This window comes from Pseudomonas cichorii, assembly GCF_018343775.1.
GTDB classification, from domain to species: Bacteria; Pseudomonadota; Gammaproteobacteria; order Pseudomonadales; family Pseudomonadaceae; genus Aquipseudomonas; species Aquipseudomonas cichorii.
Map to the genome: position 1 here is coordinate 4,155,451 of NZ_CP074349.1, position 25,774 is coordinate 4,181,224.

The following is a 25,774-nucleotide window of genomic DNA, read 5'->3' on the forward strand; positions in this document are numbered from 1 at the left end:
TCTAACCCGACTCGTCCCCGAATGCTTCACTCTTGCATGTCAACTACTGACATCCAGATTTTTTACAGCGACCATCCAAAGCGACACTATTAAATAGAAAATTCATTTATCGTCACTTCCGTCCGACAAACTTTTTAGAGTCACTGCCGCACCCATATCGACGATATTATATTGAGATTGTTTTATTTTCTCCGCAGCCGCTGACGCAGTCATAATATCCGAAACTAAACGCGCAGCCAAACCCCAGCCTCCAAGCCCTTTATAGGAGTCATTGACTGCTTTTTGCGATACTGCCAGCGCCTGAGAGTAATGTGACTCTAACTCTTTCAAATTTCGCTCCAGATCACATAAAACATTACGCTGCTCTGGAGAGTCCACCAGAGAGTTTAACTTAGATATATTCTCTTTAAGAGCTGAAATCTGGCTTGAGGCTTCTTCTACAGGCTCGTAAGTATCAGCCTTTTCAGCAGACAGAGCAATGGTAAGCGTCTTAACGAAATCCCCCATTTCGTCGGCACCACCACAGAGCCGATTAAAAATCCCTAAAAACTGCTTAACCAGTACATTATCGCTGTAATTTGGATATCTAATATCGTGATCAATTTCAGCCCACCCCTCTTCAAATATAGTTCTAACCTGCAATTCGGAATATACCTTACCCTTAAATGGCGCAGACTGGATTATATAATGCACCGACCTGTAAGCATCATCATGCTCTTTAATTACAAACCCTTTATCCTCGATAGCACAGACAGAATCACCTTGTCGAACATAAGCAGTTGGACCTTCAAATACATCTAACGCCTTCCTGACCTCCTCATCTATAGACAGCATGCTGCTTTTATACAAATGCAAAGCTCGCAAACCAACAAGATCATGAATAATCGAGGTGTAATTAGAAGAATCTATATCTCTGTACTTCTTGCTTCCTTCACTATGCTTTCTTATTATTTTTGAGATTACGTGCGATGCTTCTTTTACTCTCCACCGAACAGAATGAACACCAGGTATCTTCTGTATAACCGCGGCAAGAGATGTTGCTGTTTGTTCAAGATACGGAACCTGCCGCTCATAATCCTCATATATTCTTGAAAGAACAGAAACCTCTAATCCACACCGCGTAAGCTCCACCTTGCTAGTCTTATAACACTCATAAAACTCTTTACTATCTTGAGGCTTCATAAACTTCACTTCCTTTTGAAAAACAAAATTATAGAACCATGCAGCCAACCACCAGACACAGCCAAACAAATATCAAACCACTATTAGTAGTCAACTATAAAAATCAACCACTCCAAATATTTACCACTACATGACCAAGTGGTTACGGCTCAATAGCAGCAGCTTGCCCCAGAGACTACAAGAATCTGAGTATAAGCCCTCATACTTTTAAAGATCCAGTATCGACTCTAAACTCTTAACCCACTCATCAGATGCAGAGTACCTTAAATAATACTCACCCCTTTCTGCTGCACTCAGGGCTGAAAAAAACGAAAAAAAATAATTATCGTTGTACAAGCCTTGAGCACCCTGCATATCGCCACCCCACCAAGACGCCTCATAATCTTCAAAGGCTATCCACGGCGGAGGAACAGCAAATTTCTTTTCCTTTATCAGACGCAATAACTCGACACTGTTCGTAGCGAGCCGAATCGTTGCCACGTTGAACTCTTTGTACGAAACAGAAAAAATGAGTTCATCTTTCGAGATCTGATGCTGATAGCGCGTTACAAGCAGCTCATTGAAGATTCTTTCATCAACCTTCAAAAAACGCTCATCAATGAGTTCTTGCAGTTCTCCAACATCTGCCTTATCCATGACAAAACTGGAGTAATACGCTTGTATTCCTGCTGAAACCAGCAACGTATGAGCTGGATAATCAGAGGATCCTCCCGCATCCTCAGTCAATACCTTACCGAAAATAGATTTTAGTTCTGAAACGGAATAGCCCAGTACTTGCTCATCAGGAGTACGTTTAAAAAGACTTTTTACGCGATTAAAAAAACTCATACCACTCTTACTCCTGAAGGTAGTCAGTCAGCCAGGTAGCTCCCAGGTAACCTGCAATGCCAAATATGATTCCGCCAACTGCCCCACTTACAAAAGCGCCTGGCCCTGTCTCTATACCAACCGCAGCTCCGGCAACAATTCCAACTCTTGCGCCAGCCATCGCTCCACCCCAACCGCCCGCCTGTTTGACAACCTCGACAGTTATAGGCTTTACGCTGGACTGTTTTATTGACTCATCCGCAGCCAATTTCAAATCATACGCAGTAAATCCGATAGCAAACACCCTTACGACTTTCGCCCCATTCATCAACGCACTGGTTACTGCGTGGGACTTTGGAGTGAATATTGCGCTTGCTGGCACCTTCTCCGCCTGAACCAATACTTCCTTGTCGATATCCTTGACCCAGCTTGCGATTTGATCAATTCTTGCTGCATTCTTCGGAGCTACTTTTTTATAGTCTTCTAACGACTTAAGTATTTCCTCCGTCGTAACCAGCTTCGCTCCAGCTGCCTTTGCTTTCTCAATATCGATGTAGACGACCTTCCCATCGAACCTTGGAGAACCACTTGGAAACTCGGAGCTGGTTGAAAGATAGCTTGATGGATATCTCTTGCTGCTGAATACGTGCTCGGCCACGGTGGCGCTTGAGTTCGGCGCGACAGGCCGCATGCCGTACTTTTCAGGCCAGACTTCGTGTTGCATCTGAAACGCGGGTAGATTTTTTGCGACGAGATGGGGGTCGTCCGGGGACGAATAGATTTTTCGGACTAGAAAACCATCCTTGCCTATTTCATCCACCACGACAAAAAGGTGGATGTTTGCAGGCATTGCATAGCCAGGCACGTTGCTTACAGAACCGCTTTCCTTGTTTGTAGGTACTTTGCAGGAGAACTCTGTCATGCATCCTCCCACTTTTCGAGCGCAGCAACTCCCGTCGTGATTTCCAGCATTTCCTCCTTGCTCGTAACGATTCTCGGTGTACGTCCCGACTCATCTGAAAAGCCGGTATACACCCTGCCTGACTCATCCTTGATGTGATACGGAACATTAGCCAACGGCTGACCGTCATCACCAACGATCCGGAACTGCTCATCGAATACCAAAGCCCATAGAGGCATGGCAGACGGAGGAATGAAATCTGCCGGGGTATGGGTGTTACCTATGATTACGGTGCCAGACCCACTGATGACGTTATTACCATGAGCGCCAGTACTCCCGACGGTTGCTGCCGGCATGCCATTGATAAGAACAGTCGAAGCTACGTCTCCGACAATAGGGCTACCGCATGCACTCTTGTCATTTTGCCGTGCGGCAGCCAGGCCATCGAAAAAGACGTCTGGAGAACCCGAGGCAATTGGATTGACTCCATGTCCAGGCTGAGGGCAGGAGGTTGGATCGGTAATGCGAGCTGCTGGTTTACCTGACATATGAAACATCCTTGTACAATCCACACGAGTTGAAGTGTTACATAAAAGGCAGGTCGCAACCATGCATGGGCAATGTGAGACATTTGAATTGTCAGCACACTCTATGGCTCTAGCGCGCCCATTTGCGCCATAGCTGTAGTTTTTTGAATGGATCGCAGACTTGCTGGTTGCAGATAGCTGATCATCAAACCCGCAATTAAGCATCGCTGAGGTCGCGAAGATTAATACACTCAAGGTGGCCGCGATCAGCGGACGCTATTCCATATCTTCAAAGAAAACAAAAGAAACCCCATACCAGCAATCAAGCATAGCGCCGCCAATGCTTGAGGCCCTATCAGATCATGAAGATTACTCAATGCCCGAGCCCGGCTGAGCCGTAGCACGGGCTCTCCTCCGATAATCTTGATCCCTGTCGTAACTGCCCCCAATCCCATACAACTCACAAACAGGGCCAGGAGTCTTACAGGGAAGGCGCTTCGAAACTTAGCGTCTGGCATTAACCTTACAACCTTTGCAGTCGAGATGAATGGAGCCGAAACCTTTGACGGCAGCAGTGTAACCAGGCTCAACACAGTCGTCGAAGCCCATAGAGGCATCTCAGACAGAGGTATTAAGTCTGCTGGGCTATGGGTATTACCTATAAAATTTCCAGCTCATTGCCCCCAGCAACAACACCCAACCCATCCCAAACCCCCATCACCTGACTAACCGCAGCATCCAGCGTCTCATACGGCACCCCATCCCGAGCCAGTGTCGACAAGCCCAGGAGAAAACTGTCAAACACGGCGGCAAGTGTCTCCGGCACCACCGTCACAGGCAATTCGCCTGCTGCAATGGCGCGTTCGATGCAAGCAGCAATACCCGCACGGTTCAACTTCCGCGCCCGTGCAAGAGGCTCGGAGATGGCTTTGCTCTCTTCCGAGCAAGCGCTCATCAGGCCTAACGCCACCAGACATCCCTTGGGATGATCGGGCTCGCATTGCATTTTCGCTGATCGGCGAAGGGTGAGTTCAATCGCTTCCCTGGGCGGCAGGTTTGTATCAAAAAGGCTGTCCATAACCCGGCCGTGGGTGGCGAGGTAGCGCTCCATGACCTCATTGAACAGCGCCTGCTTCGAGCCAAAGGCCGCGTAAAAACTGGGGGCGGTGATGCCTCCCCCAATATTCGCCTTGAGCTGGCTGAGGGAGGTCGCGTCGTATCCATGCTCCCAAAACAGATGCAGTGCCTGAGTGATTGCTTCGTCGCGGTCAAAGGTGCGAGGACGCCCCATCTGTGCCATGTCGGTTCTCCTTCAGAATTACTTAAATACTAATCGATACATAAGTCATTGACCAGCCGACTGCTCACACCCTATATTTATACCGATCAGTATATTAGTGGGAAAAATCGAATGACTACGCATGAGAAACAAAGCGACAGGCTTCCGCTTGGGGCATTACTGGCACTGGCGATGACGGGGTTTATCTGCATCGTGACCGAAACCTTGCCTGCGGGTTTGCTGCCCGAGATCGGCAGCGGTCTGGGCGTCTCGGCATCGTTTGCCGGGCAGATGGTGACGGTTTATGCACTGGGGTCGCTGCTGGCAGCCATTCCGCTGACCATCGCCACGCAAAGCTGGCGTCGCAGAACCGTCTTGCTGATGACGATTGTCGGCTTTCTGGTTTTCAACTCCGTCACGGCATTGTCTTCCAATTACTGGCTGACCCTGGTCGCGAGGTTCTTCGCGGGCGTCTCGGCGGGTCTGGCCTGGAGCCTTGTCGCGGGGTATGCACGACGCATGGTTGTCCCGCAATTGCAGGGGCGCGCACTGGCAGTCGCGATGGTCGGCACACCCATCGCCTTATCGCTGGGCGTGCCGTTGGGAACGTGGCTGGGTGGCTTCATGGGCTGGCGCATGGCGTTTGGCTTGATGTCCGGGCTGACCCTGCTGTTGATCGTCTGGGTGCTGATCAAGGTGCCGGACTACCCAGGCCAATCCTCATCACAGCGTATGGCGCTGCGTCAGGTCTTTTTCACGCCTGGCGTGCGCTCGGTGCTAGGCGTCGTCTTCACCTGGATGCTGGCGCACAACATCCTCTACACCTACGTCGCGCCCTTTGTTTCCGAGGCCGGGTTGGCGAGTGACGTTGATCTGGTATTGCTGGCATTTGGGGTCGCGGCGCTGGTGGGCATCTGGGTTACGGGCCGACTGGTTGATCGCCATCTGCGCAAGACCGTATTGGCCAGCCTTGCAACCTTTGCAGCGGTTTCGGTTTTCTTTGGCTTGTTCTCAGGCTCTGCCCTGGCCATTTACGTCGGGGTTGCCATCTGGGGCCTGACCTTTGGTGGTGCCGCCACGCTGCTGCAAACTGCCCTCGCCGACTCGGCCGGTAAAGGCGCAGACGTTGCGCTGTCCATGAACGTCGTTGTCTGGAACAGCGCCATCGCAGGCGGTGGGCTACTGGGTGGCGTTTTGCTTGGCCAATGGGGCGTAAGTGCTTTCCCCTGGGTCTTGCTGATGCTGTTACTGCTCAGTCTGGCCATTGCATCGAGAGCGCGAGTGCATGGTTTTGCAGGCGGTGACAGACAGTCCGGCCAAATCGTCGCCGGCCATTGATGTGCAGGCGGCATTGCGCTGCATGACCTGACGTTTCAACACCACAGGCCGATGGCTGCCCTCGCCCGGGGCAGCTCCGGCCATAAACGCGCATCGACTTCAGTAATGCGCTTGAGCCTGCGCAGCATCACTCACTCAACAGCCCTGCTCGTCTCATCAATCCCAAGCCGCCTGCGCCGAGCGACCAACGCCCGACGAAATGACAAATCGGCATAGTCCAGAAAAAGCCGCGCCAGATGATTGAGCGCCTTCTCCTCCCCTTCGCTGCCCGCTACAAAATCAAAGCCCAAGGCACGCTTGTTTTCCTCGGGCAACTCTTCCCAGCTTGTCATCAGGTAGGCGTACATGGAGCTGACGATTTGCAGTTGAGTCGAAGGTGTCTTCGGGGCAGATCCTGCGCGGCTGGGAAAGCGTGGGCGTGCATTGCGTGATGATTGCCTGGGGTTGCGGGGGTGGATTCGGGTTTTCATGGGGGGTGTCCTTTCAGATAGGGCTTCCGGATTTCTTGGGGGCCGGGCAAGGCGGTGGCTTTGCTCGGGGTTGCGGCCAAGGATATCTATGCATATCAAATATCTGAAAATCAGTTATATCGTATGAGGCTGTTCAACGAGAGCGGCGTCATGGCAAGAGCACTTTATCGACGAGAACATCAGGTTCTGATCAAACTGCTGAGGACGGTCAGAGAGAATGCCAACCTCACCCAAGCTGAGTGCTCGCGGGCGCTTGGCCGGCCTCAGTCGTTTATGAGCGATGTAGAAAAGGGATTGCGGCGGCTGGATCTTGTCCAGTTGCGGGATTTGTGTGAAGTGACGGGATATGAGCTGCCGCAGTTCATAAGGGAATATGAAGAAACGTTGATAGCTGATGAATGAATGTCAGTAGCAGATTCTCATCAAAAAATGATTTGAATGCTCGTGCAGGAGCTCGCTTGCCCGCGACCGGTATCATTGTCAGACGTAGATTTTACGAAGGGGTCGGCCTGATCGTCGAAGTGCCACTCAGGACAAACGCGCTTTAAAATATAGAAGACAGGTACCGAATATAAATATTTAAGATACTGAAAAACAAGGAAATTTATTATTTTGTCCGACAAAAACCTTTGAATTAAAAAGCGCTTACCATTATTTTTCATCTCAACAATATTTGCTAAGCACAAAGGACCCAAGTCAACAGTGTTTGAGATACAACCAGACACACTCAATTGAGCAAGTATATTCGACAGAACCAATCAATTGAGTGTTTGCCCACCTTCCGTTTTTATTCGTCACACCTTTCATACACATTTAGAAAAACTCACCAGCAGAAATTTATAGCCACAATAATGGCCAAGGGCTATGCTCAATATCGGCTTTGCACCAATATTGGACAAGTAAAGCTTTAACAACTGCAATTTTAATATAAACAACTTTCTAAGGAAAAAAAAAATGACTGATCGTACACCAATAAACCCAAATGTTAATGTCCCCAAACCCGGCGGAGGAGAACAACCACGTACTAGAAATAAAGATGGACAGATCCGTGAAAAGCGTGATGACGCAGGAAAGCCAAGAAAAAAATAAAAGATAAATACCCTAGCGGGTCATCCTCCTGATGGCTCGCTAACAAGTAACTAATTTAATATTTAGCTCTCAAACACCGACAAAAACACCAAAAACCCGAATAATCCAGCAGTAAAAACCCATTAAACATCAAACATCCACGACCAATTAAAAATAACCTTTAGCTAACAGATTCCTACTTCCTAAAACTACAAAATCAAAGAGACACAAGGATGAGAGCATGATAGAAGCAAACAGATCAAAACTTATACGAATATCTGTGCGCAATATTGGATGCATTGGAAATGAGGGTGTTGATATAGAGCTAGATAACATCGTATGCCTAGTCGGCAAGAATAATGCAGGAAAGTCCACCATTTTGCGAGCCTACGAGCTGGCAAAAGGCTCTGCATCCTTTGATATCAGTAGAGACCGGTGCCAATACGCACCGATTGAACAGCCTTCAGAGGTAGTACTTGAGGTACACATCCCGACCGGTATTGGTAATGTTGATGAAAAGTGGAAAACTGAAAAGGATGGTTTGCTAATAGTCAAAAGTAGGTGGCAATGGTCAGGCCCTAGTTACCAAAAAATACGTAAAACTTGGGACCCTACGGCTGGAGAAAATGGTCAGGGCGACTGGGCAGAAGATGGAAAAGCCGGTGGTGCAGATCCAGTGTTTAGTTCACGTTTACCACGACCATTGCGAATTGGATCGCTTGACGATGCAGCAAAAACTGAAGATATGCTCCTTGCACTTGCACTTTCACCTCTTCTGGTTGGCCTTGAAAAGGAGAGAATGAATCCAGAGTCCGACCTAGCCAAAGCAATTTCAAGTGTCTCACGTCATATGGACATGATTAGTACGGCACACGAAGAACACTTTAATAAGATCGCGAGCAGGGTATCTGCTGGATTTAAAGGTGTATTCCCAAGTTTAGACGTAAAACTTCAGATCGGATCGACCCCTCTGGTACCAAAAGTTTCTGACTTAGTAAAAGGAGGTTCAAGTCTAAAGGTCAAAGACGGCACGACAGAAACAGATCTCACGCAGCAAGGCACAGGAGCTCGAAGAGCGCTTTTTTGGGCTATGCTTCAGGTGCATAACGAGCTATCGAGAGATAAAGAGGTACGAACTGAATTTCGCAAACAGTTAGAAAAAATCATTACCGATGCAGAAAAAAAACTTCCAAAAACCAAAAAAGATGAGGATAGGGCAATACTCATTGAGGAAGTCAAACAAGCAAAAGCACAACTTGAGGCTCACGATGAAGGAGCACCGATACCAGATAGTCCCGATGACCCGGCATTCCCTGGGTATTTGTTGCTAATCGACGAACCAGAAAATGCATTACACCCCATGGCCTCACGTGCAGCTCAGAGACATTTGTACAAACTCGCCGAGAGCCCAGATTGGCAAGTCATCATGACAACCCATTCACCATACTTCATCAATCCTTTTGAAAACCACACCACTATTGTAAGACTTGAGCGAAGCAACGATGCTGAAAATAGTCCCATCCACCCCAAGACATATAGATCTGATTTAATTGAATTTGAGGGAGACGACAAGGCACGCTTACAAGCCCTACAACATATTGATCCAAGCTTCTCAGAAGTATTTTTTGGCTCTTACCCAGTGCTAGTGGAGGGCGACACAGAACATGCAGCATTCATGTCATCAATCATGGAGCGCCAGCATGAATTGATAGATCAAATAACTATCATTCGTGCTCGCGGCAAAGCCATTCTTACACCGCTAATCAAAGTTATGACACACTTCAAGATAAACTTCGGTATCGTGCATGACTGCGATCCGCCTTTCAAGAAAAACGGTGACAACAATGGTATGTGGACTGAGAACAACAAAATTCGCAACGTCATTAAAAAAGCACGCGAAAAAGGAATTATTGCTCGACACCGTATAAGCATACCTGACTTCGAGCGTTTCTTAGAAAGTGAAGAGGAATCCAAAGACAAGCCTCTGAATACATACATAAAAGTATCAAAAGATAATGACCTAGCTATCCGCATTCAAAACTTACTAGCAGAACTATTATCTTCAGAACAACACGAGCCATTCAAAGAGTCAGAGATTAACTCCACCGACTATATGACGTTATTAATGAAAACCGTACAAAACTGGGCAAAGGATAAAGGCCTCCACGAGCACATCCGATTCAAACCCAAGTAGCCCTCAGTACTGGTAACGGCCACAAAAGCTCGTGTGGCCGTTATTTACTTAATGATACAGAGAACAATTCGGATCTTGCCCACCCTCTCTGCGACTCTATCTCCCCCTCCCAAACACCCCCTCCAACGCCTCATTAATCACCCGCAAAACCTTAACCCGCGCCCACCGCTTGTCATTCGCCTCAACCAACGTCCACGGCGCAATCTCTGTACTCGTACGATCCACCATATCCCCCACAGCCTGGCGATACTGCGGCCATTTTTTGCGGTTGCGCCAGTCGTCTTCGGTGATTTTGTAGCGTTTGAAGGGGATTTTTTCTCGTTCCTGGAAGCGTTCGAGTTGGGTCTGTTCGTCGATGGCGAGCCAGAATTTCACGACGACGATGCCGGCGTCGGTGAGTTGTTCTTCGAAGTCGTTGATTTCGCCGTAGGCTCTGGCCCAGTCGGATTCGCTGCAGAAGCCTTCGACCCGTTCCACCAGCACGCGGCCGTACCAGGAGCGGTCGAAGATGGTGAATTTGCCTCGTGGCGGGATCTGTCGCCAGAAGCGCCAGAGATAGGGCTGGGCGCGTTCGTCCTGGGTGGGGGCGGCGATGGGGACGATGCTGTATTGGCGTGGGTCGAGTGCGGCGGCGACTCGGCGGATAGCGCCGCCTTTGCCTGCGGCATCGTTGCCCTCGAAGACGGCCACCAGGGCGTGTTTTTTCATGCGTTTGTCGCGCAGGTTCACGGACAGGCGTGCCTGTTCGGCAATCAGTGCTTCCTGGTATTCGTCCTTGCTCAGGCTGCGGCTCAGGTCGAGGCTGTCGAGCAGGGTCAGTTCGCCGTGGTTGGCGGGCAGCGGACCAAAGGTCAAGGGCTTGGGCTCGGCCTTGGGGGTGTTCAATGCGGCCTGCATGCCTTCGAGCAGCAAGCGCCCCACGGTAAGGCTGCGGTAGTTGGCATCCACGCCTTCGATCACGTGCCAGGGCGCGTATTCGCGGCTGGTGCGGCGCAACACCCGCTCGCCGAAGCGCACGAACTTGCCGTAGGTTTTCGATTGCTGCCAGTCCAGCGGGCTGATGCGCCAGCTGTGCAGCGGGTCGTCCTTGAGGGTTTTGAGGCGTAATTTCATCTGTTTGCGGGACAGGTGAAACCAGAACTTGAAGATGAGTGCGCCTTCGTCACAGAGCATTTTTTCCAGGCGCTCGGCACCGCTGATGGCCTGGTCGAGTACCGCGTCCTTGAACAGCCCATGCACCCGACCTTGCAGCATCTGGCTGTACCAGTTGCCGAAGAAAATGCCCATGCGGCCCTTGGCGGGCAGTTGCCGCCAGTAGCGCCAAGCCGTGGGGTGCGCCAGTTCTTCGTCGGTCTGTCGGTCGAAGGTGCGTACTTCGATCAGGCGCGGGTCCATCCACTCGCTGAGCAATTTGACGGTTTCGCCTTTGCCCGCACCTTCAATACCGTTGATCAACACGATGATCTGACGTCCGGCCTGCTCGTGTAAGTCGTACTGGGCTTCCAGCAAGGCTTCGCGCAACGCAGGGACTTCAGCCTCGTAAGTTTCATCGGAGATGGCATGACCTATTTCAGCGGACTCAAACATTAGCGGCATCCTTCAAATGATCTGCGGCTAATGTAGACCACTCATGGCATCAAGCTATCCTCGTGGGTCAATAAAAGAGGCAGAGAAAACCCTGTGCGCTGACGTCAGTCACGATAACTGGCTTTCTCACGCCCCGAACTCAGGCTTGTCTTTTCTTCTGTCTACCCTGTTTTTCCTGCTCCTGATCGTCCTCCGAGTCCTGATCCTCCAGATCCATCGTTGCAGCCTGGGTGCCGCCCTCTTCGGCTATGGCCGTGAGTTTCTGGTCGGCGGATTTTTCTTCTTCCAGAGTTTCGCCCAGCAGGCTCGCGGCGTCGTCCAGGCCCAGGTGCTTGGCCATGGCGATCAGCGTGCCGTAACCGGCGATTTCATAGTGCTCGACCTTCTGGCAGGCCGCGATGAGGCCGGCATCGAGGACGGGGCCTTTTTCGATTTCCTCCAGCAATTCCTTGCTCTCTTCGATCAGCCCTTCCATGGCAATGCATTTGACGCGTTTGAGTTTGATCTCGGACTGCTCAACCAGTTGATCGATACGCTGGATCTGGCCCTGGGTTTCTTCCAGGTGTGCGTTGAACGCTTCGGCCAGCTTGGGGTTGGTCGAAGCACGAGCCAGTTTAGGCAATGCTTTGGTGATCTGCTTTTCAGCACTGTAGATATCGGAAAGCTCGTGAATGAACAGATCTTCTATCGTCGTTCTGCTCTTGCTTGATGCTTTGTTCATCGGGAACCTCGTGGAGTGAGTCCTGCTTCAGGTTGATGACCTTGAAGGGTTACGACTGCTTACCCGTCAATGGGGTCGACCGGGCAAGAACGAGGGCTGTTCAGAGCGATGAAAAATAAGCCGACGAACAGTAGCAGTGGCCATTACCCACCTTTGCCAACGATCTGTAACCGTTAATCCATTGTTCTGAACCAAAACCGGAAACCCCTGTTCCTCTGAGGCAAGTCCAGACTTCTTCTGGCACAGCCGAGGGCTAACCATGAGAGCACTGACCTACCACGGGGCGCACAATGTAAAAGTCGATACCGTGCCAGACCCGGAACTACAGGAAGCCGATGACATCATTCTGCGGGTCACGGCCACCGCCATCTGCGGGTCCGACCTGCACCTTTATCACGGCAAGATTCCGGCCACTGAACATGGCGATATCCTGGGCCACGAGTTCATGGGGATCGTCGAAGAAGCAGGCCCGGCGGTGACTGCCGTGCAGCGTGGCGACCGGGTTGTCATTCCCTTCGTGATTGCCTGCGGGGAATGTTTTTTCTGTCAGCTGGATCTGTTTTCTGCCTGCGAAACCACCAATACCGGCAGAGGCGCGATCCTCAACAAGAAATCCATTCCACCCGGCGCAGCACTGTTCGGCTACAGCCATTTGTATGGCGGTATTCCCGGCGGGCAGGCCGAGTATGTGCGGGTGCCGAAAGCCAACGTCGGCCCGTTCAAGGTGCCCGGTACGCTGGCGGACGAGAAGGTGCTGTTTCTCTCCGACATTCTGCCAACGGCCTGGCAAGCGGTGCTCAATACCGGCATCGGCCAGGGTTCCAGCATCGCCATCTATGGCGCAGGCCCGGTCGGGCTGTTGTGTGCTGCCTGCGCCAGAATGCTGGGAGCCGAGCGGATTTTCATCGTCGATCATTACCCCTATCGGCTGGCCTATGCACAAAAGACCTACGGTGCCATCCCGATCAATTTCGATGAAGACGATGACACGGCCGACACCATCATTCGTCAGACTCCCGGTATGCGCGGTGTCGATGCCGTGGTGGATGCGGTCGGTTTCGAGGCCAAAGGCAGCACCACGGAAACCGTGCTCGCCACTCTCAAGCTGGAAGGCAGCAGCGGCAAAGCCTTGCGCCAATGCATCGCCACTGTGCGGCGCGGCGGCGTGGTGAGTGTGCCGGGCGTCTATTCCGGGTTTATCCATGGTTTCATGTTTGGCGATGCGTTCGACAAGGGCCTGACCTTCAAAATGGGCCAAACCCACGTCCAACGCTTCATGCCCGAGCTGCTGGAGCATATTGAAACCGGTCGGCTGTCTCCTGAAGCCATCATTACTCACCGCATGTCCCTGGAAGAGGCCGCTGCGGGCTACAAGATTTTCGACAAGGGGCAGGAGGACTGTCGCAAGGTGATCCTGACGCCGGGCAACAACGCCATCAGCGTGCCGGAACCCGACTCGACGATCGTGCTGCCTGCGACATGACAGGTACGGAGGTGCCGAATGGAAATGTCTACCGTGTTCTGGATCGCCGTGGCGGTCATGATCGTGGCGCTCGATGCCTGGATCATCAACAGCGTCTGGCGCTCACGCAAAAGCCGGGCGACCAAGGCAGGCTGGAGTGTGCTGGTGCTGATCCTGCCGGTGATCGGTGCCGGTATCTGGGGAATCTCCGGCCCACGCGGCGTGGTTGAAGGGCCTACGTCGTCGGAGCATAGCAAGGGGTGAGAAAGGCTGGTTGATCTGGTCAGTCAAGAGGCTGATTTCAAAAATCGGGGGCTGGAGTCTCAATCCGTGGGAGGGGCCTGAACTGATCGGCATTAGCGAAAGTTTGTGGAATACCTGCCGATACAGCGAGTCATCTTCAAGATTCGTACTGTGTCTCAGGAGTTCAACGCCCCATGACTGTCGGCATCCCCCTCAGCCTGCCAAGGTTCAGCCCGCCGCTTGCGCTGGATGTGCAGGAATGAATTGCTGGTCTGTGCTGGGGCTGGGACCCGATGCCGATACCCGCAGTATCAAGCGTCGATACGCAACCCTGCTCAAACAATACCGGCCAGACGAGGATCCTGAGGGTTTTCAACGTCTGCGCGACGCCTATGAACAGGCTCTGAACTGGGCTGCCGAATGGCAAGAGGTGCAGGCCACCGATCCAGCTCCAACGTTTGATCCGCATTATGTACTGCCGCTGAACGACGGTTCGATCCCAGCCTGGAAGCTGGCGGAGCAACTGATTGAAGGCATCACGGCAGATAACCTGGTCGAGCGCATTGAACAGGCTCGCACGAGTTATTGCGAAGCGGCGTTTGAAGAGCGTTTGCTGCACCTCTGCCTGTCGAACCCGGAAGTCATGAAGGAACTGGCAGAGCCTGGCGTAGAGCACTTTTACTGGCTGACGCCGTGGCAACGTCAGGATATTTCCTATGCAGCCACCGAACCCGTATTGAACTATCTGCTGAGCCATACCGAACGGCAGTTGCATGGCACGCTGGACACAGGAAACACCCAGCGCTTGCTGGAGCTGTGCCGCAACCTTGAACAAAAAGCCTGGCTACAGACACTCGACCGTCGCCAGTGGCTCAATGAGTGTCTGGCCCGGCTGCTGCTCAATGCCACGTTCTGGTCCAACACCTTGTTCGACGCGGTGTGTGCAAGCCAAGGCTGGAAACAACCAGGAAAAAGTACGCCTTTGCGCTATTGGAACGAGTTGCTGGAGCGCAGTCACAACACCGTTTTTCTGGATGAGCAACGGCGTCTCGCCGCCCAGAACAGCGAAAGCCCTGACTCCAGAGCAGCCCGCCTGTTGTTTCAGCCCATGCAAGAGGATGCCCGAGTGCATCTCACGGCGGCATTCAACAAGGCCGACTGGCAGATGTGCGAACACCTGGCCAATATCGTAGAGCATCGCTATCCACAACTGGCAAGCGAAATGCCGGGCATGGACCCTTATTTCTGGCGTCCGCTGCAGCGCAGCCCAGCGGTATGGGCGCTGCCCCTTGCAATCCTCGGCTCCACTGGGGAAATAGCCTTCAACGATTACTTTCGTCTGGGCAGCAGCCTGCTTGAAACACTGAGCACGATGCTGGAGATGGCCGCATTGTTCGGCTTGTTGGCGTGGTGCGTGAGTTGGGTGTGTCGAGCCGTTGCCCTGAATGCCTGGCGCACGGACAAGGCTCTAAGAGAACGCTGCGGCCACTGGCTAAGCCTGCGACGTCCCACGCCATTGCCGCTACGTGAAAGTCTGCCGGGGTGGTTGCTTGCGATACCGGCCTTTCTGGCAGGTGGCATTGGCACACTGCTGGTCTACACGGCAGTCCTGCTGGGCCTGGCCCTGCTGAGCCGCACGTCCTGGCCAGACCGTCGTAAGCAGGTATTTACAGAATCACCGCCTGGCTCATGGCTACGGGAAATGAGAGTCGGCATAGTCTTCGGACTGCTGGCGTCTTCGCTCTGGGTAGCCGTCGCCATCATCAACTATCGCCCGTTGGGCGAAGATCAGGGCATGCACCCCTGGCCACTGCGCCTGTGCGCAACCCTGGCCGACACTTCACCGCAGTGTCAGGTACAGGTGACACGCCAGCAATGGTACGCACCTTCCACGCAAGGAGGCCGACCATGATCAGTAGTCGCGCCTTTGTTGTCGCCGTATGCGTGTTTCTGGGGATTGCCTGGCTGCACCAGATACTCGTTCCTTCTCGCGAAAAACCAGAGTCTGTATCAACCCAGTTGCTGAAGATGAACAAATGCCTGGCTTACAGCGATACGTTGCTGCGCATTCGTTATCACTTTTACCAAACCCGTTTTGACGATGTGATCGCTCGCAATCCCTCTCCAAGCCGGACGTTCAGCGGCTTCGGCATGGGCTCTGTCGAAAAAGACTCTACAAGTCCCTGCTCCTTTTATGTGAGCGGCGTGCACAAATGGAACAGCCTTCTGGACATTGCCGCTTATGATTACATCCAGGCCTATGACAATCTGCGCCCTGAAGCCCGTAAGGTCGAACAACTGTACGTTGAGCGATACCCCGAGATACCGATTGCGCGCCAGCTCAATGAGTTAATCACTCAAAGAATGGACGAGTTGTACGAACGTGCGCCCGCCTTCAATCAGGCGCTCGAACAGCCAATGCTGCAATTGCGCAGCAAACAACTCAAGCAAATCGAACAACGCCTCGGGCGTGATCAGCACTGGCACACGCTCAATTTCATGCTGATGGCGCGCCTGGCAATCAATCAACTGGATGAGCAGGCTGGCAGTCAGCGCCTGACTCCCGAGCAGGTTCAGGCCTTGCACCGCTCATTGCTGGCAGCCTGGAGCGACGCTGAAGACTACTTCAAGACCTTGCCACGCCTGACCTCAGCCGGAGGCGGTAAACCTGTGTGGCGCAAGATCAGCGAGCCGGCCAAGACCTGGATCGACACCTTGGCTACCCTGCAACAACACTGGACCACTCGGGCAGAGCCCGAGCAATTGAGTAACGATTTCATCGCCGTAGACAACGGCTATGACCGGATGTGGACGCTCTATAACCTGGCTGCATTTGGCAAGTATTGAGCGCTGCCTTTCAACGACTCAGATACGCAAAACGCCCCTTGAACGGTTTGCCGATCGGGTCGGCCAGGTCGCCGTGTTTGCTGGTGGTCAGGCCCAGGTCCACCAGTGATTCGGCCAGTTTCACGGCGGCGCTGACGCCTTCCACTACGGGCAGGCCGATGGCTTCGCTCAGTTGTCGAGGCAGGTCCGCCATGCCGCCGCAGCCCAGCACGATGGCACCGGCGCCCTCCTCGTCACGGGCGCGGCGGGCTTGGTCGATCATGCGTTCGATCAGTTCCGGGCCGCCTTCTTCCAGGGCCAGGACCGGCAGGTCGATGCAGCGCACTGAGGTGCAGAGTTCGCTGAAGCCATAACGTTGCAGCAGGTGCTCAGCAATGATCCGGGTGCGGCTCAGGGTGGTGACGACGGCAAAGCGGGTGGCGATCAGGGCTGCCATGTGAAAGGCCGCTTCGGCGATGCCGATGACCGGCGCCGTGGCGTATTCCCGGGCGGCCAGCAGGCCGGGGTCGCCGAAGCAGGCGATGATGTGGGCATCGACCTGTTGCTCCCTTCCCTTACGCACTTCCTCCAGCACGCCCAGCGTGGCAATGGCTTCGTCAAAATGCCCTTCGATGGACACAGGGCCATCCTCGGGGCTGCAGGCGATGATTTGCGTGCCCGGCCTTGCGATGGCTTGTGCGGCCAGCCCGATCTTGTGGGTCATGGCATCGCTGGTGTTGGGGTTGATCACTTGAATACGCACAGGGCCTCCTTCAGCGCCGTTTGAAAATGCCATGGATATTATCGGCACTCAAGATTGTATACAGAAATAGTGCCATGTTGGATTACAGATCAGGTAGCCCGATTCCAATCCTATCTGTCTGAACATGCCATTTGCTCATGCCCTGAATGCACTTCAATCGAGCAAAACCGCCCTTTTATCGTGCACTGCAAACACCACCGGGTGTTGATCCGTCACGCCCACTTCCTCTCCTTGAACTCATGCCCGGCAACACTCTGCGGGCTTTTTCCCGAAAAACTCAGGCCATGGCATACGTCTTGCGTACAGGATCGTATACAAAATACCCATCGCTCGTACCCAGCCGTAGCGATGGCCCAACGAGGGAGGGAATGCCATGACAGACCAACGCCCGGCCGGTTACAGCCCGCGCCTGCACAATGAGGATCTGGGACCGATTCCACAGAAGTGGACCTGGTACAACATCTTTGCCTTCTGGATGAGCGACGTGCACAGTGTCGGCGGTTATGTGTTCGCCGCCAGCCTGTTCGCTCTCGGGCTGGCGAGCTGGCAGGTGCTGATCGCGCTGTTGGTGGGCATCTGCATCATTCAGGTGATTGCCAATCTGGTGGCCAAGCCCAGCCAGCAGGCTGCGGTGCCCTACCCGGTCATCTGTCGCCTCGCCTTCGGGGTATTCGGGGCCAATATTCCGGCCATCATCCGCGGCCTGATCGCGGTGGCCTGGTATGGGATTCAGACTTATCTGGCGTCCAGCGCGCTGGTGATTGTGGTGCTGCGTTTCTTCCCGGAACTGGCCGCTTATCAAGACGTGAGTTTCCTGGGGCTTTCATACCTGGGCTGGTTCGGCTTCCTGACGCTCTGGGTGGTGCAGGCGATTGTGTTCTGGTCGGGCATGGAGTCGATCCGTCGTTTCATCGACTGGGCTGGCCCTGCGGTCTACGCCGTGATGTTCGTGCTGGCAGGCTGGATCGTCTGGCGTGCGGGCTGGGACAACATCAGTTTCACCCTGGCGGAAAAAGAGCTGTCCGGCTGGGCCGCCTTTGGTCAGGTGATCATGGCGATTGCGCTGGTGGTGTCATATTTCTCTGGCCCGACCCTGAATTTCGGCGATTTCAGCCGCTACTGCCGGAGCATGGAAGACGTGCGTCGCGGCAACTTCTGGGGCCTGCCTGTTAACTTCCTGGCGTTTTCCCTGGTCACGGTGGTGATCGTTTCCGGCACGCTGCCGATCTTCGGGGAAATGATCCATGACCCGATTGCGACCGTAGCCCGTATCGACAACACCACTGCCGTGCTGCTCGGTGCATTCACCTTTGTCACTGCGACCATCGGCATCAACATTGTTGCCAACTTCGTCTCGCCAGCCTTCGACTTCGCCAACGTGGCCCCGAGCCGTATCAGCTGGCGTGCAGGCGGGATGATCGCGGCAGTCGCTTCCATCTTCATTACCCCATGGAACCTGTTCAATAACCCGGAAGTGATTCACTACACCCTGGATATCCTGGCGGCCTGTATCGGCCCGCTGTTCGGCATTCTGCTGGTGGACTACTACCTGGTGAAGAAACAGCAGATCGATGTCGATGCCCTGTTCAATGACACACCCAGCGGTCGTTACTGGTACACCAATGGCGTGAACCGTGTGGCAGTCACTGCGCTGCTGCTGAGTGCACTGGTGGGCCTGTGCTTTACCTTCATTCCCTGGTTCAAGCCGATTGCCAACTTCGCCTGGTTCACGGGTTGTTTCCTGGGTGGCGTGTTGTATTACGGCCTGACCCTGTGGCCGCGCAAGCAGCCTGGGAATGCGGGCAGCCCGGTCGTCCAGAACTGAAAAATCTGCCGGACAGGTCTCCTACAAGGCTTGTCCGGCTATCAATCTGCACCGCTTTTGTCTGCATACACGGGTAAAATGCCGCCTCTGCCACCGCCGAGCCGAACATGACCATTACCCGCCACGCCCAGATCGACTGGGACGAACAAGGCAACCCGCATTCCCGCGCCTTTTCCGATGTGTATTTCTCCACCGAGTCCGGTCTGGCAGAAACCCGCCATGTGTTTCTGGTGCAGAACGATCTGCGCGAGCGGTTCACGGCTTTGCCTGCGGGCGAGCGACTGGTCATCGGTGAAACAGGTTTCGGCACCGGGCTGAATTTCCTCTGCGCCTGGCAGTTGTTTCAGGAATGCGCTCACCCCGAGGCTCGGCTGCATTTCGTCAGCGTCGAGAAATTCCCTCTCAATCACGCAGACCTGCAACGCGCCCTGGCCTTGTGGCCGGAGCTGGCAGCTTTTGCCGAGCCGTTACTCGATCAATACATCGCTGTGCATGAAGGCTTTCAGCGGCTGGTGTTCGACGAGGGGCGTGTGTCCCTGACGCTGCTGATCGGCGATGCCTTGCACATGCTGCCGCAACTGGACGGGCAGATCGATGCCTGGTTTCTCGACGGCTTCGCTCCGGCCAAGAACCCGGAAATGTGGACGCCGGAGCTGTTCACCGAACTGGCGCGACTGTCGGCGCCCGAGGCGAGTATTGGCACCTTTACCAGCACCGGCTGGGTTCGACGCGCCCTGAACGCGGCGGGCTTCAAGATGAAGCGTGTACCGGGCATCGGCCATAAATGGGAAGTGCTGCGCGGCAAGTTCATCGCCTGGCCTGAAGAGGCTCCACTGCCCTCGCCCATCAAGCCATGGTTTGCCCGACCCGCTGCCCTTCAGGGTGAACGCAAGGCGCTGGTGATCGGTGCCGGGCTGGCGGGTTGTGCCACGGCAGACAGCCTGGCGAAGCGCGGCTGGCAGGTAAGCCTGCTGGAGCGTCACGCCCAACCGGCGCAAGAGGCCTCGGGCAATCCGCAGGGCGTGCTTTATTTGAAGCTGTCGGCACACGGCACGGCCTTGTCGCAGTTGATCCTCAGTGGTTTCGGCCACACGCGACGGCTGCTTGAGCGCCTGCAAAGGGGTGTCGACTGGGACAACTGCGGCGTGCTGCAACTGGCTTTCGACGACAAGGAAGCCCAGCGCCAGCAGCAACTGGCCGACGCCTTCCCAGAAGAGCTGCTGCATCGGCTGGATCAGCCTTCTGCCGAGGCGCGCAGCGGTGTAAACCTGCGTTGGGGCGGGCTGTTCTTTCCCGAAGGCGGCTGGGTTCATCCGCCAGCGCTGTGTCATTCGCAGGTTGCGCACCCGAATATCAAACTGATTGCGCATCACGAAGCACTGGAATTGCGTCGCGTCGATGGGCAATGGCAGGCCTGGGATCAGGAGCAACTGATCGACAGCGCGCCGGTGGTGGTGCTCGCAGGTGCCGCAGATATCAAACACTTTGCGCAAAGCGCCGACCTGCCGCTCAAGCGCATTCGCGGGCAGATCACCCGCCTGCCGCAGACCGACAACAGCCAGGTGTTGCGCACGGTGGTCTGCGCGGAAGGTTATGTCGCGCCGACGCGACTGGGTGAGCACACCTTGGGTGCCAGCTTCGATTTCAACAGTGACGACCTGAATACCAATACCGCCGATCACCTGAGCAATCTGCAATTGTTGCAGGAAATATCCGAAGACCTGACCGAGCGTCTCGGCGCGTCGGAGTTGTTGCCGGAGCAGTTACAGGGACGTGCGGCCTTCCGTTGCACCAGCCCGGATTACCTGCCAATCGTCGGGCCGCTGGCAGACAGGGAATCGTTTATTCAGGCTTATGCGGCGCTTGGCAAAGATGCCCGACAGGTGCCGGACATTGCCTGCCCTTGGCTGGACGGGCTGTACGTCAACAGTGGCCATGGTTCACGCGGCCTGATTACTGCGCCATTGTCCGCCGAGCTGATCGCCGCCTGGCTGGATAACGAACCGCTGCCGCTGCCCCGCAGCGTGGCAGAGGCCTGCCATCCCAACCGGTTTGCCTTGCGGGGGTTGATTCGCAGACAGGGGAAATGACCTGGTTTTTCACTTTTGGGGAGGCAGCTTGCTGGCGACTTCTCGTACAGACGCAGAATATCTGCCAGTTTTCAGACCCTTTTCGCCAGCAAGCTGCCTCACACAAGTTTCTGCTACACCCAATAGAAATGCATCGTATGAAACGCCGCCTTCACGAATGAATTCATTCACACACCCATAGGCGATAGCCGTTATCCTCAAGGCATGACCACTTCCAACCGGGCATCCCGATGTTGTATGTGCAAAACGTGTTCAAGAGCTATCCCTCGGCCCAAGGCCCGGTAGAGGTGTTACGTGGCATCGATTTGCATCTGGAGCGTGGCAGCAGTCTGGCGCTGATGGGCGAGTCGGGCAGTGGCAAAAGCACCTTGCTGCATCTGGTGGCGGGGCTGGATCAGATCGACAGCGGCACCATCACCGTCGCCAATCAGCAACTGAACAGCATGAGCGAAGCCCGGTTGGCCAACTGGCGGCGAACCGAAATCGGTCTGGTATTCCAGCAGTTCAACCTGATCGAAAGCCTCAAGACCGAAGACAATCTGGCGTTCCAGGCACGCCTGGCCGGACGCCATGACCCGCTCTGGCAGGCGCAACTGATTGAACGTCTCGGCCTGGGCGATCTGCTCCATCGTTATCCGGAGCAACTGTCCGGTGGCCAGCAGCAACGGGTTGCCATCGGACGCGCACTTGCTTCGCGCCCCGCCCTGCTGCTGGCCGACGAACCCACCGGCAACCTCGACGAAGCCACCAGCGATGAAGTGCTGCAATTATTGCTGGACCTGCTCAATGACAGCAGCACCAGCCTGCTGATGGTCACTCACAGCTCCCGTGTCGCAGAACGATTGGCGCACAAGGTCACATTGCACAGGGGGCGCCTGGTCGCCGCAGGCGAAGGCTGATATGCGAGTGTTTTATTGGACAGTGCGCGCCCTGCTCAGCCATTGGCGTCGCCATCCGGTGCAGTTTTTCAGTCTGCTCACCGGGCTATGGCTGGCTACCAGCCTGTTGACCGGTGTTCAGGCCTTGAACAGCCAGGCACGGGAAAGCTATCAACGGGCCAGTCAGATGATTGGGGGCGAGCCGCAAACCAGCCTGACAGCGCCAAACGGGGCGGCTTTCTCACAGGATCTATTCATCGAGCTGCGGCGAGCCGGTTGGCCGGTATCACCCACGGTGCAGGGTCGCATCACCCTGAAGGGGCTGGAGGATCAACGCCTGCAACTGATCGGGATCGAGCCGGTGACGCTGCCCAGTGGTTCCGCAGTGGCCGGGCAGACGCTGGATACCCGGCAAGTCCTCGACTTTCTCGCTCCGCCGGGCGCGACCTGGATTGCTCCTCAGACCCTGAGGGCACTTGGCCTGCAAGAGGGGCAGCACCCGGAAACCCATGACGGTCTGACCCTGCCGCCTCTGCACATCAAAAAAGATATGGCCCCGGGAGTCTTGCTGACCGATATCGGCTTTGCTCAACCGCTGCTGCACCTGCCCGGTCAATTGACCCGCCTGCTGCTGCCCAAGGAGTTTGCCGCTGACAATCCGGCTCTGCCTCCAGCCCTCAGCGAGCAATTGGTGATCAAAAAGAGTGGCGAAGAAAATAATCTGCAACGCCTGACCGAAAGCTTTCACCTGAACCTGAATGCGCTGGGGGTGCTGTCCTTCGTGGTCGGGCTGTTTATCGTTCATGCCGCGATTGGTCTGGCACTGGAACAACGTCGGGGTCTGCTGCGCAACCTGCGGGCGTCAGGCGTCAGTGCCCGCCTGCTGATCGCTGCGCTGGCTCTGGAGCTTGGGGCAATGGCTTTGCTCGGCGGGCTCCTGGGCGTCGTCAGTGGTTACTGGCTGGCCAGCCTGCTGCTACCGGATGTCGCGGCTAGCCTGCGTGGCCTGTACGGGGCCGAGGTGGACGGGCAGTTGAACCTGAATATCGGGTGGTGGCTCAGCGGCATTGCCTTGAGCCTGCTCGGCGCATTTCTGGCCGGGGCCAACAGCCTGTTGCGTGCCGCGCGCCTGCCACTGCTGGCTTTGGCCAATGCACAAGCCTGGCAACAGGCCCATGCACGCTGGTTGCGGCGTCAAGCCTGGGTTGCCGCTGCCAGTGCAGCCGGGGCTCTGGCGGCCTGGCTTTTCGGCAACAGCCTGGGCTGGGGTTTTGTATTGATATCTGCCTTGTTATTGAGTGCGGCGCTGGGGTTACCGGTATTGCTCGATGCGTTGCTGAGTGGATTGCTGAAACGCAGCCGTTCGGTCCTGGGGCAGTGGTTTCTGGCCGATTGCAGACAACAACTGCCAGCCTTGAGCCTGGCGTTGATGGCCCTGCTTCTGGCGATGGCAGCCAATGTCGGGGCCGGCAGCATGACTTCAGGTTTTCGCCAGACCTTCAGTCACTGGCTGGAGCAACGTCTGAGCGCAGAGCTGTACGTCACGCCGCAAACCCCGGATCAATCCCGAGAGATGCAGGCCTGGCTGGGCAAGCAACCCGCCATCACGGCAGTACTGCCCAACTGGCAGGTGCCGATCCAGTTGCAAGGCTGGCCTGCGGACCTGTTCGGCATCATCGAACATGAGACTTATCGCCAGCACTGGGTACTGCTGGAGTCGACGACAGAAGATCCCTGGAATCAACTCGCCCATCAAGACACCCTGATGCTCAGCGAGCAACTGGCCAGACGCCTCAAGCTCGGGCTGGGCGACACCCTGAGTATTCCTGTCCCGGCCGGTCAATGGTCGCCACGTATCGTGGCTATTTACGCCGACTACGGTAATCCCAAAGGCCACCTGCTGGTCAATGCCAAGCACCTGCTTGAGCACTGGCCACACCTGGCGCCCATTCGTTTCAACCTGCGCATCGATCATGCCGCCACACCGCCACTGGTGAAAGAACTGCAAAGCCGGTTTGCACTCGACGACAATCGCATCATCGATCAAAGCCAGCTCAAGTACTGGTCGAATCAGGTGTTTGAGCACACGTTCGCAGCCACTGCCGCACTCAACAGCCTGACTCTGGGTGTAGCGGGCGTGGCGCTGTTCATCGGGCTGCTGACGCAAAGCCAAAGCCGACTCGGACAACTGGCCCCGCTCTGGGCGCTGGGCGTTACCCGTCGCCAGTTGATGTTGCTCAATCTGGGCCAGACCTGGTTATTGGCGGTGCTGACACTCCTGCTCGCCCTCCCCCTTGGGCTCATGCTGACCTGGTGCCTGAATACCGTGATCAATGTCCAGGCATTCGGCTGGCGCTTGCCTTTGCAGGTTTTCCCCCTGCAACTGCTGCAATTGATGGGGCTGGCATTACTGGCAACCTTGCTGGCATCGGCCTGGCCACTGCTGAAGCTGCAGCGCACCCGGCCAGCCGACCTGCTCAGGACATTCGCCAATGAAAACTGACTGGCTGCGACTGGCAGGCTTAACGCTGCTACTCACCGCATGTGACCCGCAACCGCCTCCTGAAACCGGTTTCGCCGGGATGAGCAACCAGGCCGACGAATATGCTCAGGTCAAGCCAGGCCGTGTGTTCTCATTCCCCGAGGATCATGGCCAGCATCCCGGATTTCGTATCGAGTGGTGGTACATCACCGCCACCCTCAAGGACGAAAAGGGCCAAGACTTCGGCGTGCAATGGACGCTGTTCCGCAACGCCCTTCGCCCCGGTACACAAGCGACAGGCTGGGGTGACAGCACGGTCTGGATGGGCCATGCCGCCGCAACGTCCGCGACCCGACATCATGCAGCCGAACGCTACGCACGCGGCGGCATTGAGCAGGCAGGCGTCAGGCTTGCACCTTTCTCGGCCTGGATCGACGATTGGTCGCTGAGCAGCGACTCGCCAACGCAGAACCCATTGGCACGCATGCAGTTGCAGGCCAGCGGCAAGGACTTTCGCTACAACCTGCAACTCACCTCCAGTAAACCTCTGGTGCTGCAAGGTGAGCAGGGTTACAGCCAGAAATCCGACCTGGGCCAGGGCTCCTATTACTACAGCCAGCCCTTTTTCGAGGCCAGCGGCAGTCTGGAAATGGATGGCAAGACCCATCAGGTCAGCGGTCGCGCCTGGCTGGACCGAGAATGGAGCAGCCAGCCATTGACGGCCAACCAGACCGGTTGGGACTGGCTGTCCCTGCATCTGGCAGAGGGTGAACACGTGATGCTGTATCGCATGCGCCACAAAAACGGCGAGCCTTACCTGAGCGGTACCTGGATCGGCGCAGACGGCACGACCCAACACCTGCATGCCCGTGACATCGACATGCAGCCTCTGAACGAAACCGAAGTCGCCGGACGCCGCTTGCCCACCCGCTGGTCGATCAGGATCCCCGGCAGGAACCTGGACATCACCACCGACGCCCTGAATCCCGCGTCATGGATGGGGTTGAGCATTCCTTACTGGGAAGGGCCGGTAAAAGTCAGCGGGAGTCAGAGCGGGGTCGGGTATCTGGAGATGACGGGGTATTGATCTACCCCGTCATTGACTCGGACATACGACTTGCCTGATGGATA

22 protein-coding genes are annotated in these 25,774 nt (G+C 55.2%); 13 read left to right on the forward strand and 9 right to left on the reverse strand.

All coding sequences use genetic code 11. From position 1 onward, the window contains the following. Window positions 1–102 precede the first annotated feature (102 nt). The 5 genes from KGD89_RS17360 to KGD89_RS17380 form a co-directional block, all read right to left on the reverse strand. Window positions 103–1,182 carry a RelA/SpoT domain-containing protein gene (locus tag KGD89_RS17360; RefSeq protein WP_025261039.1) on the reverse strand — a complete coding sequence of 360 codons (1,080 nt, stop codon included), beginning with the start codon at window positions 1,180–1,182 and terminating at the stop codon, window positions 103–105. A gap of 207 nt (window positions 1,183–1,389) precedes the next feature. After that, window positions 1,390–2,010 (reverse strand): hypothetical protein, encoded by a 621-nt coding sequence (locus KGD89_RS17365; protein ID WP_025261040.1) that lies wholly within the window; start codon window positions 2,008–2,010, stop codon window positions 1,390–1,392. A 7-nt stretch (window positions 2,011–2,017) separates the two neighbouring features. Next, the gene (locus tag KGD89_RS17370; RefSeq protein WP_025261041.1) at window positions 2,018–2,911 is read right to left on the reverse strand and encodes a hypothetical protein; all 894 of its coding nucleotides are present in this window, start codon (window positions 2,909–2,911) and stop codon (window positions 2,018–2,020) included. Then, complete coding sequence (locus KGD89_RS17375; protein ID WP_025261042.1) at window positions 2,908–3,438, reverse strand: PAAR domain-containing protein; 531 nt, start codon at window positions 3,436–3,438, stop codon at window positions 2,908–2,910. Before KGD89_RS17375 ends, KGD89_RS17370 begins: the two co-directional genes overlap by 4 nt. A 637-nt stretch (window positions 3,439–4,075) precedes the next feature. Continuing rightward, on the reverse strand, window positions 4,076–4,717 hold the full coding sequence (locus KGD89_RS17380; RefSeq protein WP_025261043.1) for a TetR/AcrR family transcriptional regulator: 642 nt from the start codon (window positions 4,715–4,717) through the stop codon (window positions 4,076–4,078). Window positions 4,718–4,828: 111 nt separating this feature from the next. Between KGD89_RS17380 and KGD89_RS17385 the strand changes: the two genes are divergently transcribed. Then, window positions 4,829–6,034, forward strand: a complete 1,206-nt coding sequence (locus KGD89_RS17385; protein WP_025261044.1) for an MFS transporter — start codon at window positions 4,829–4,831, stop codon at window positions 6,032–6,034. Between the two features lie 131 nt (window positions 6,035–6,165). On the opposite strand, the gene KGD89_RS26050 is transcribed toward KGD89_RS17385, so the two are convergent. Further along, window positions 6,166–6,504: a hypothetical protein gene (locus KGD89_RS26050; protein WP_236250071.1), complete on the reverse strand. Its 339-nt coding sequence runs from the start codon at window positions 6,502–6,504 to the stop codon at window positions 6,166–6,168. Between the two features lie 54 nt (window positions 6,505–6,558). Between KGD89_RS26050 and KGD89_RS17395 the strand changes: the two genes are divergently transcribed. The 3 genes from KGD89_RS17395 to KGD89_RS17400 all read left to right on the forward strand — a co-directional run bounded on the left by KGD89_RS17395 (window position 6,559) and on the right by KGD89_RS17400 (window position 9,766). Further along, window positions 6,559–6,906 carry a helix-turn-helix domain-containing protein gene (locus KGD89_RS17395; RefSeq protein ID WP_307726243.1) on the forward strand — a complete coding sequence of 116 codons (348 nt, stop codon included), beginning with the start codon at window positions 6,559–6,561 and terminating at the stop codon, window positions 6,904–6,906. A gap of 552 nt (window positions 6,907–7,458) precedes the next feature. Next, window positions 7,459–7,593 carry a hypothetical protein gene (locus KGD89_RS26160; protein WP_256327104.1) on the forward strand — a complete coding sequence of 45 codons (135 nt, stop codon included), beginning with the start codon at window positions 7,459–7,461 and terminating at the stop codon, window positions 7,591–7,593. Between the two features lie 220 nt (window positions 7,594–7,813). Then, the gene (locus KGD89_RS17400; RefSeq protein WP_074568819.1) at window positions 7,814–9,766 is read left to right on the forward strand and encodes an AAA family ATPase; all 1,953 of its coding nucleotides are present in this window, start codon (window positions 7,814–7,816) and stop codon (window positions 9,764–9,766) included. 96 nt (window positions 9,767–9,862) lie between these two features. Here the strand turns inward: KGD89_RS17400 and pap are convergent, their stop codons facing one another. Further along, a complete protein-coding gene (pap, locus tag KGD89_RS17405) occupies window positions 9,863–11,353 on the reverse strand; it encodes a polyphosphate:AMP phosphotransferase (RefSeq protein ID WP_025261048.1) in 1,491 nt (496 codons plus the stop codon). A gap of 139 nt (window positions 11,354–11,492) precedes the next feature. Next, window positions 11,493–12,074, reverse strand: coding sequence for a YciE/YciF ferroxidase family protein (locus tag KGD89_RS17410; protein ID WP_025261049.1), 582 nt, complete (start codon window positions 12,072–12,074; stop codon window positions 11,493–11,495). 259 nt (window positions 12,075–12,333) lie between these two features. Between KGD89_RS17410 and KGD89_RS17415 the strand changes: the two genes are divergently transcribed. The 4 genes from KGD89_RS17415 (at window position 12,334) to KGD89_RS17430 (ending at window position 16,626) form a co-directional block, all read left to right on the forward strand. Next, a complete protein-coding gene (locus KGD89_RS17415; RefSeq protein WP_025261050.1) occupies window positions 12,334–13,557 on the forward strand; it encodes a zinc-dependent alcohol dehydrogenase in 1,224 nt (407 codons plus the stop codon). Window positions 13,558–13,575: 18 nt separating this feature from the next. Then, window positions 13,576–13,800 carry a PLDc N-terminal domain-containing protein gene (locus KGD89_RS17420; protein ID WP_025261051.1) on the forward strand — a complete coding sequence of 75 codons (225 nt, stop codon included), beginning with the start codon at window positions 13,576–13,578 and terminating at the stop codon, window positions 13,798–13,800. 238 nt (window positions 13,801–14,038) lie between these two features. Beyond that, window positions 14,039–15,691 (forward strand): J domain-containing protein, encoded by a 1,653-nt coding sequence (locus KGD89_RS17425; RefSeq protein ID WP_051427741.1) that lies wholly within the window; start codon window positions 14,039–14,041, stop codon window positions 15,689–15,691. Then, window positions 15,688–16,626, forward strand: a complete 939-nt coding sequence (locus tag KGD89_RS17430) for a DUF3829 domain-containing protein (RefSeq protein ID WP_025261052.1) — start codon at window positions 15,688–15,690, stop codon at window positions 16,624–16,626. Before KGD89_RS17425 ends, KGD89_RS17430 begins: the two co-directional genes overlap by 4 nt. Window positions 16,627–16,636: 10 nt before the next feature. On the opposite strand, the gene KGD89_RS17435 is transcribed toward KGD89_RS17430, so the two are convergent. Beyond that, the gene (locus tag KGD89_RS17435; protein ID WP_025261053.1) at window positions 16,637–17,368 is read right to left on the reverse strand and encodes an aspartate/glutamate racemase family protein; all 732 of its coding nucleotides are present in this window, start codon (window positions 17,366–17,368) and stop codon (window positions 16,637–16,639) included. A gap of 373 nt (window positions 17,369–17,741) precedes the next feature. On the opposite strand from KGD89_RS17435, the gene KGD89_RS17440 reads away from it, so the two are divergent. The 5 genes from KGD89_RS17440 (at window position 17,742) to KGD89_RS17460 (ending at window position 25,730) form a co-directional block, all read left to right on the forward strand. Then, complete coding sequence (locus KGD89_RS17440; RefSeq protein ID WP_025261054.1) at window positions 17,742–19,193, forward strand: NCS1 family nucleobase:cation symporter-1; 1,452 nt, start codon at window positions 17,742–17,744, stop codon at window positions 19,191–19,193. 107 nt (window positions 19,194–19,300) lie between these two features. Further along, window positions 19,301–21,283, forward strand: a complete 1,983-nt coding sequence (mnmC, locus tag KGD89_RS17445; RefSeq protein ID WP_025261055.1) for a bifunctional tRNA (5-methylaminomethyl-2-thiouridine)(34)-methyltransferase MnmD/FAD-dependent 5-carboxymethylaminomethyl-2-thiouridine(34) oxidoreductase MnmC — start codon at window positions 19,301–19,303, stop codon at window positions 21,281–21,283. A gap of 230 nt (window positions 21,284–21,513) precedes the next feature. Then, window positions 21,514–22,182 carry an ABC transporter ATP-binding protein gene (locus KGD89_RS17450; RefSeq protein ID WP_025261056.1) on the forward strand — a complete coding sequence of 223 codons (669 nt, stop codon included), beginning with the start codon at window positions 21,514–21,516 and terminating at the stop codon, window positions 22,180–22,182. 1 nt (window position 22,183) lies between these two features. Beyond that, complete coding sequence (locus KGD89_RS17455; RefSeq protein ID WP_025261057.1) at window positions 22,184–24,664, forward strand: ABC transporter permease; 2,481 nt, start codon at window positions 22,184–22,186, stop codon at window positions 24,662–24,664. Next, complete coding sequence (locus KGD89_RS17460; protein ID WP_025261058.1) at window positions 24,654–25,730, forward strand: lipocalin-like domain-containing protein; 1,077 nt, start codon at window positions 24,654–24,656, stop codon at window positions 25,728–25,730. The genes KGD89_RS17455 and KGD89_RS17460 overlap by 11 nt, the downstream gene beginning before the upstream one ends. Window positions 25,731–25,774 lie beyond the last annotated feature (44 nt).

Excerpts from the sequence above, each read along its gene's own strand:
- KGD89_RS17360 (WP_025261039.1), bottom strand. The coding sequence starts at position 1,182 with ATGAAGCCTCAAGATAGTAAAGAGTTTTATGAGTGTTATAAGACTAGC.
- KGD89_RS17365 (WP_025261040.1), bottom strand. The coding sequence starts at position 2,010 with ATGAGTTTTTTTAATCGCGTAAAAAGTCTTTTTAAACGTACTCCTGAT.
- KGD89_RS17370 (WP_025261041.1), bottom strand. The coding sequence starts at position 2,911 with ATGACAGAGTTCTCCTGCAAAGTACCTACAAACAAGGAAAGCGGTTCT.
- KGD89_RS17375 (WP_025261042.1), bottom strand. The coding sequence starts at position 3,438 with ATGTCAGGTAAACCAGCAGCTCGCATTACCGATCCAACCTCCTGCCCT.
- KGD89_RS17380 (WP_025261043.1), bottom strand. The coding sequence starts at position 4,717 with ATGGCACAGATGGGGCGTCCTCGCACCTTTGACCGCGACGAAGCAATC.
- KGD89_RS17385 (WP_025261044.1), top strand. The coding sequence starts at position 4,829 with ATGACTACGCATGAGAAACAAAGCGACAGGCTTCCGCTTGGGGCATTA.
- KGD89_RS26050 (WP_236250071.1), bottom strand. The coding sequence starts at position 6,504 with ATGAAAACCCGAATCCACCCCCGCAACCCCAGGCAATCATCACGCAAT.
- KGD89_RS26160 (WP_256327104.1), top strand. The coding sequence starts at position 7,459 with ATGACTGATCGTACACCAATAAACCCAAATGTTAATGTCCCCAAACCC.
- KGD89_RS17400 (WP_074568819.1), top strand. The coding sequence starts at position 7,814 with ATGATAGAAGCAAACAGATCAAAACTTATACGAATATCTGTGCGCAAT.
- pap (WP_025261048.1), bottom strand. The coding sequence starts at position 11,353 with ATGTTTGAGTCCGCTGAAATAGGTCATGCCATCTCCGATGAAACTTAC.
- KGD89_RS17410 (WP_025261049.1), bottom strand. The coding sequence starts at position 12,074 with ATGAACAAAGCATCAAGCAAGAGCAGAACGACGATAGAAGATCTGTTC.
- KGD89_RS17415 (WP_025261050.1), top strand. The coding sequence starts at position 12,334 with ATGAGAGCACTGACCTACCACGGGGCGCACAATGTAAAAGTCGATACC.
- KGD89_RS17420 (WP_025261051.1), top strand. The coding sequence starts at position 13,576 with ATGGAAATGTCTACCGTGTTCTGGATCGCCGTGGCGGTCATGATCGTG.
- KGD89_RS17425 (WP_051427741.1), top strand. The coding sequence starts at position 14,039 with ATGAATTGCTGGTCTGTGCTGGGGCTGGGACCCGATGCCGATACCCGC.
- KGD89_RS17430 (WP_025261052.1), top strand. The coding sequence starts at position 15,688 with ATGATCAGTAGTCGCGCCTTTGTTGTCGCCGTATGCGTGTTTCTGGGG.
- KGD89_RS17440 (WP_025261054.1), top strand. The coding sequence starts at position 17,742 with ATGACAGACCAACGCCCGGCCGGTTACAGCCCGCGCCTGCACAATGAG.
- mnmC (WP_025261055.1), top strand. The coding sequence starts at position 19,301 with ATGACCATTACCCGCCACGCCCAGATCGACTGGGACGAACAAGGCAAC.
- KGD89_RS17450 (WP_025261056.1), top strand. The coding sequence starts at position 21,514 with ATGTTGTATGTGCAAAACGTGTTCAAGAGCTATCCCTCGGCCCAAGGC.
- KGD89_RS17455 (WP_025261057.1), top strand. The coding sequence starts at position 22,184 with ATGCGAGTGTTTTATTGGACAGTGCGCGCCCTGCTCAGCCATTGGCGT.
- KGD89_RS17460 (WP_025261058.1), top strand. The coding sequence starts at position 24,654 with ATGAAAACTGACTGGCTGCGACTGGCAGGCTTAACGCTGCTACTCACC.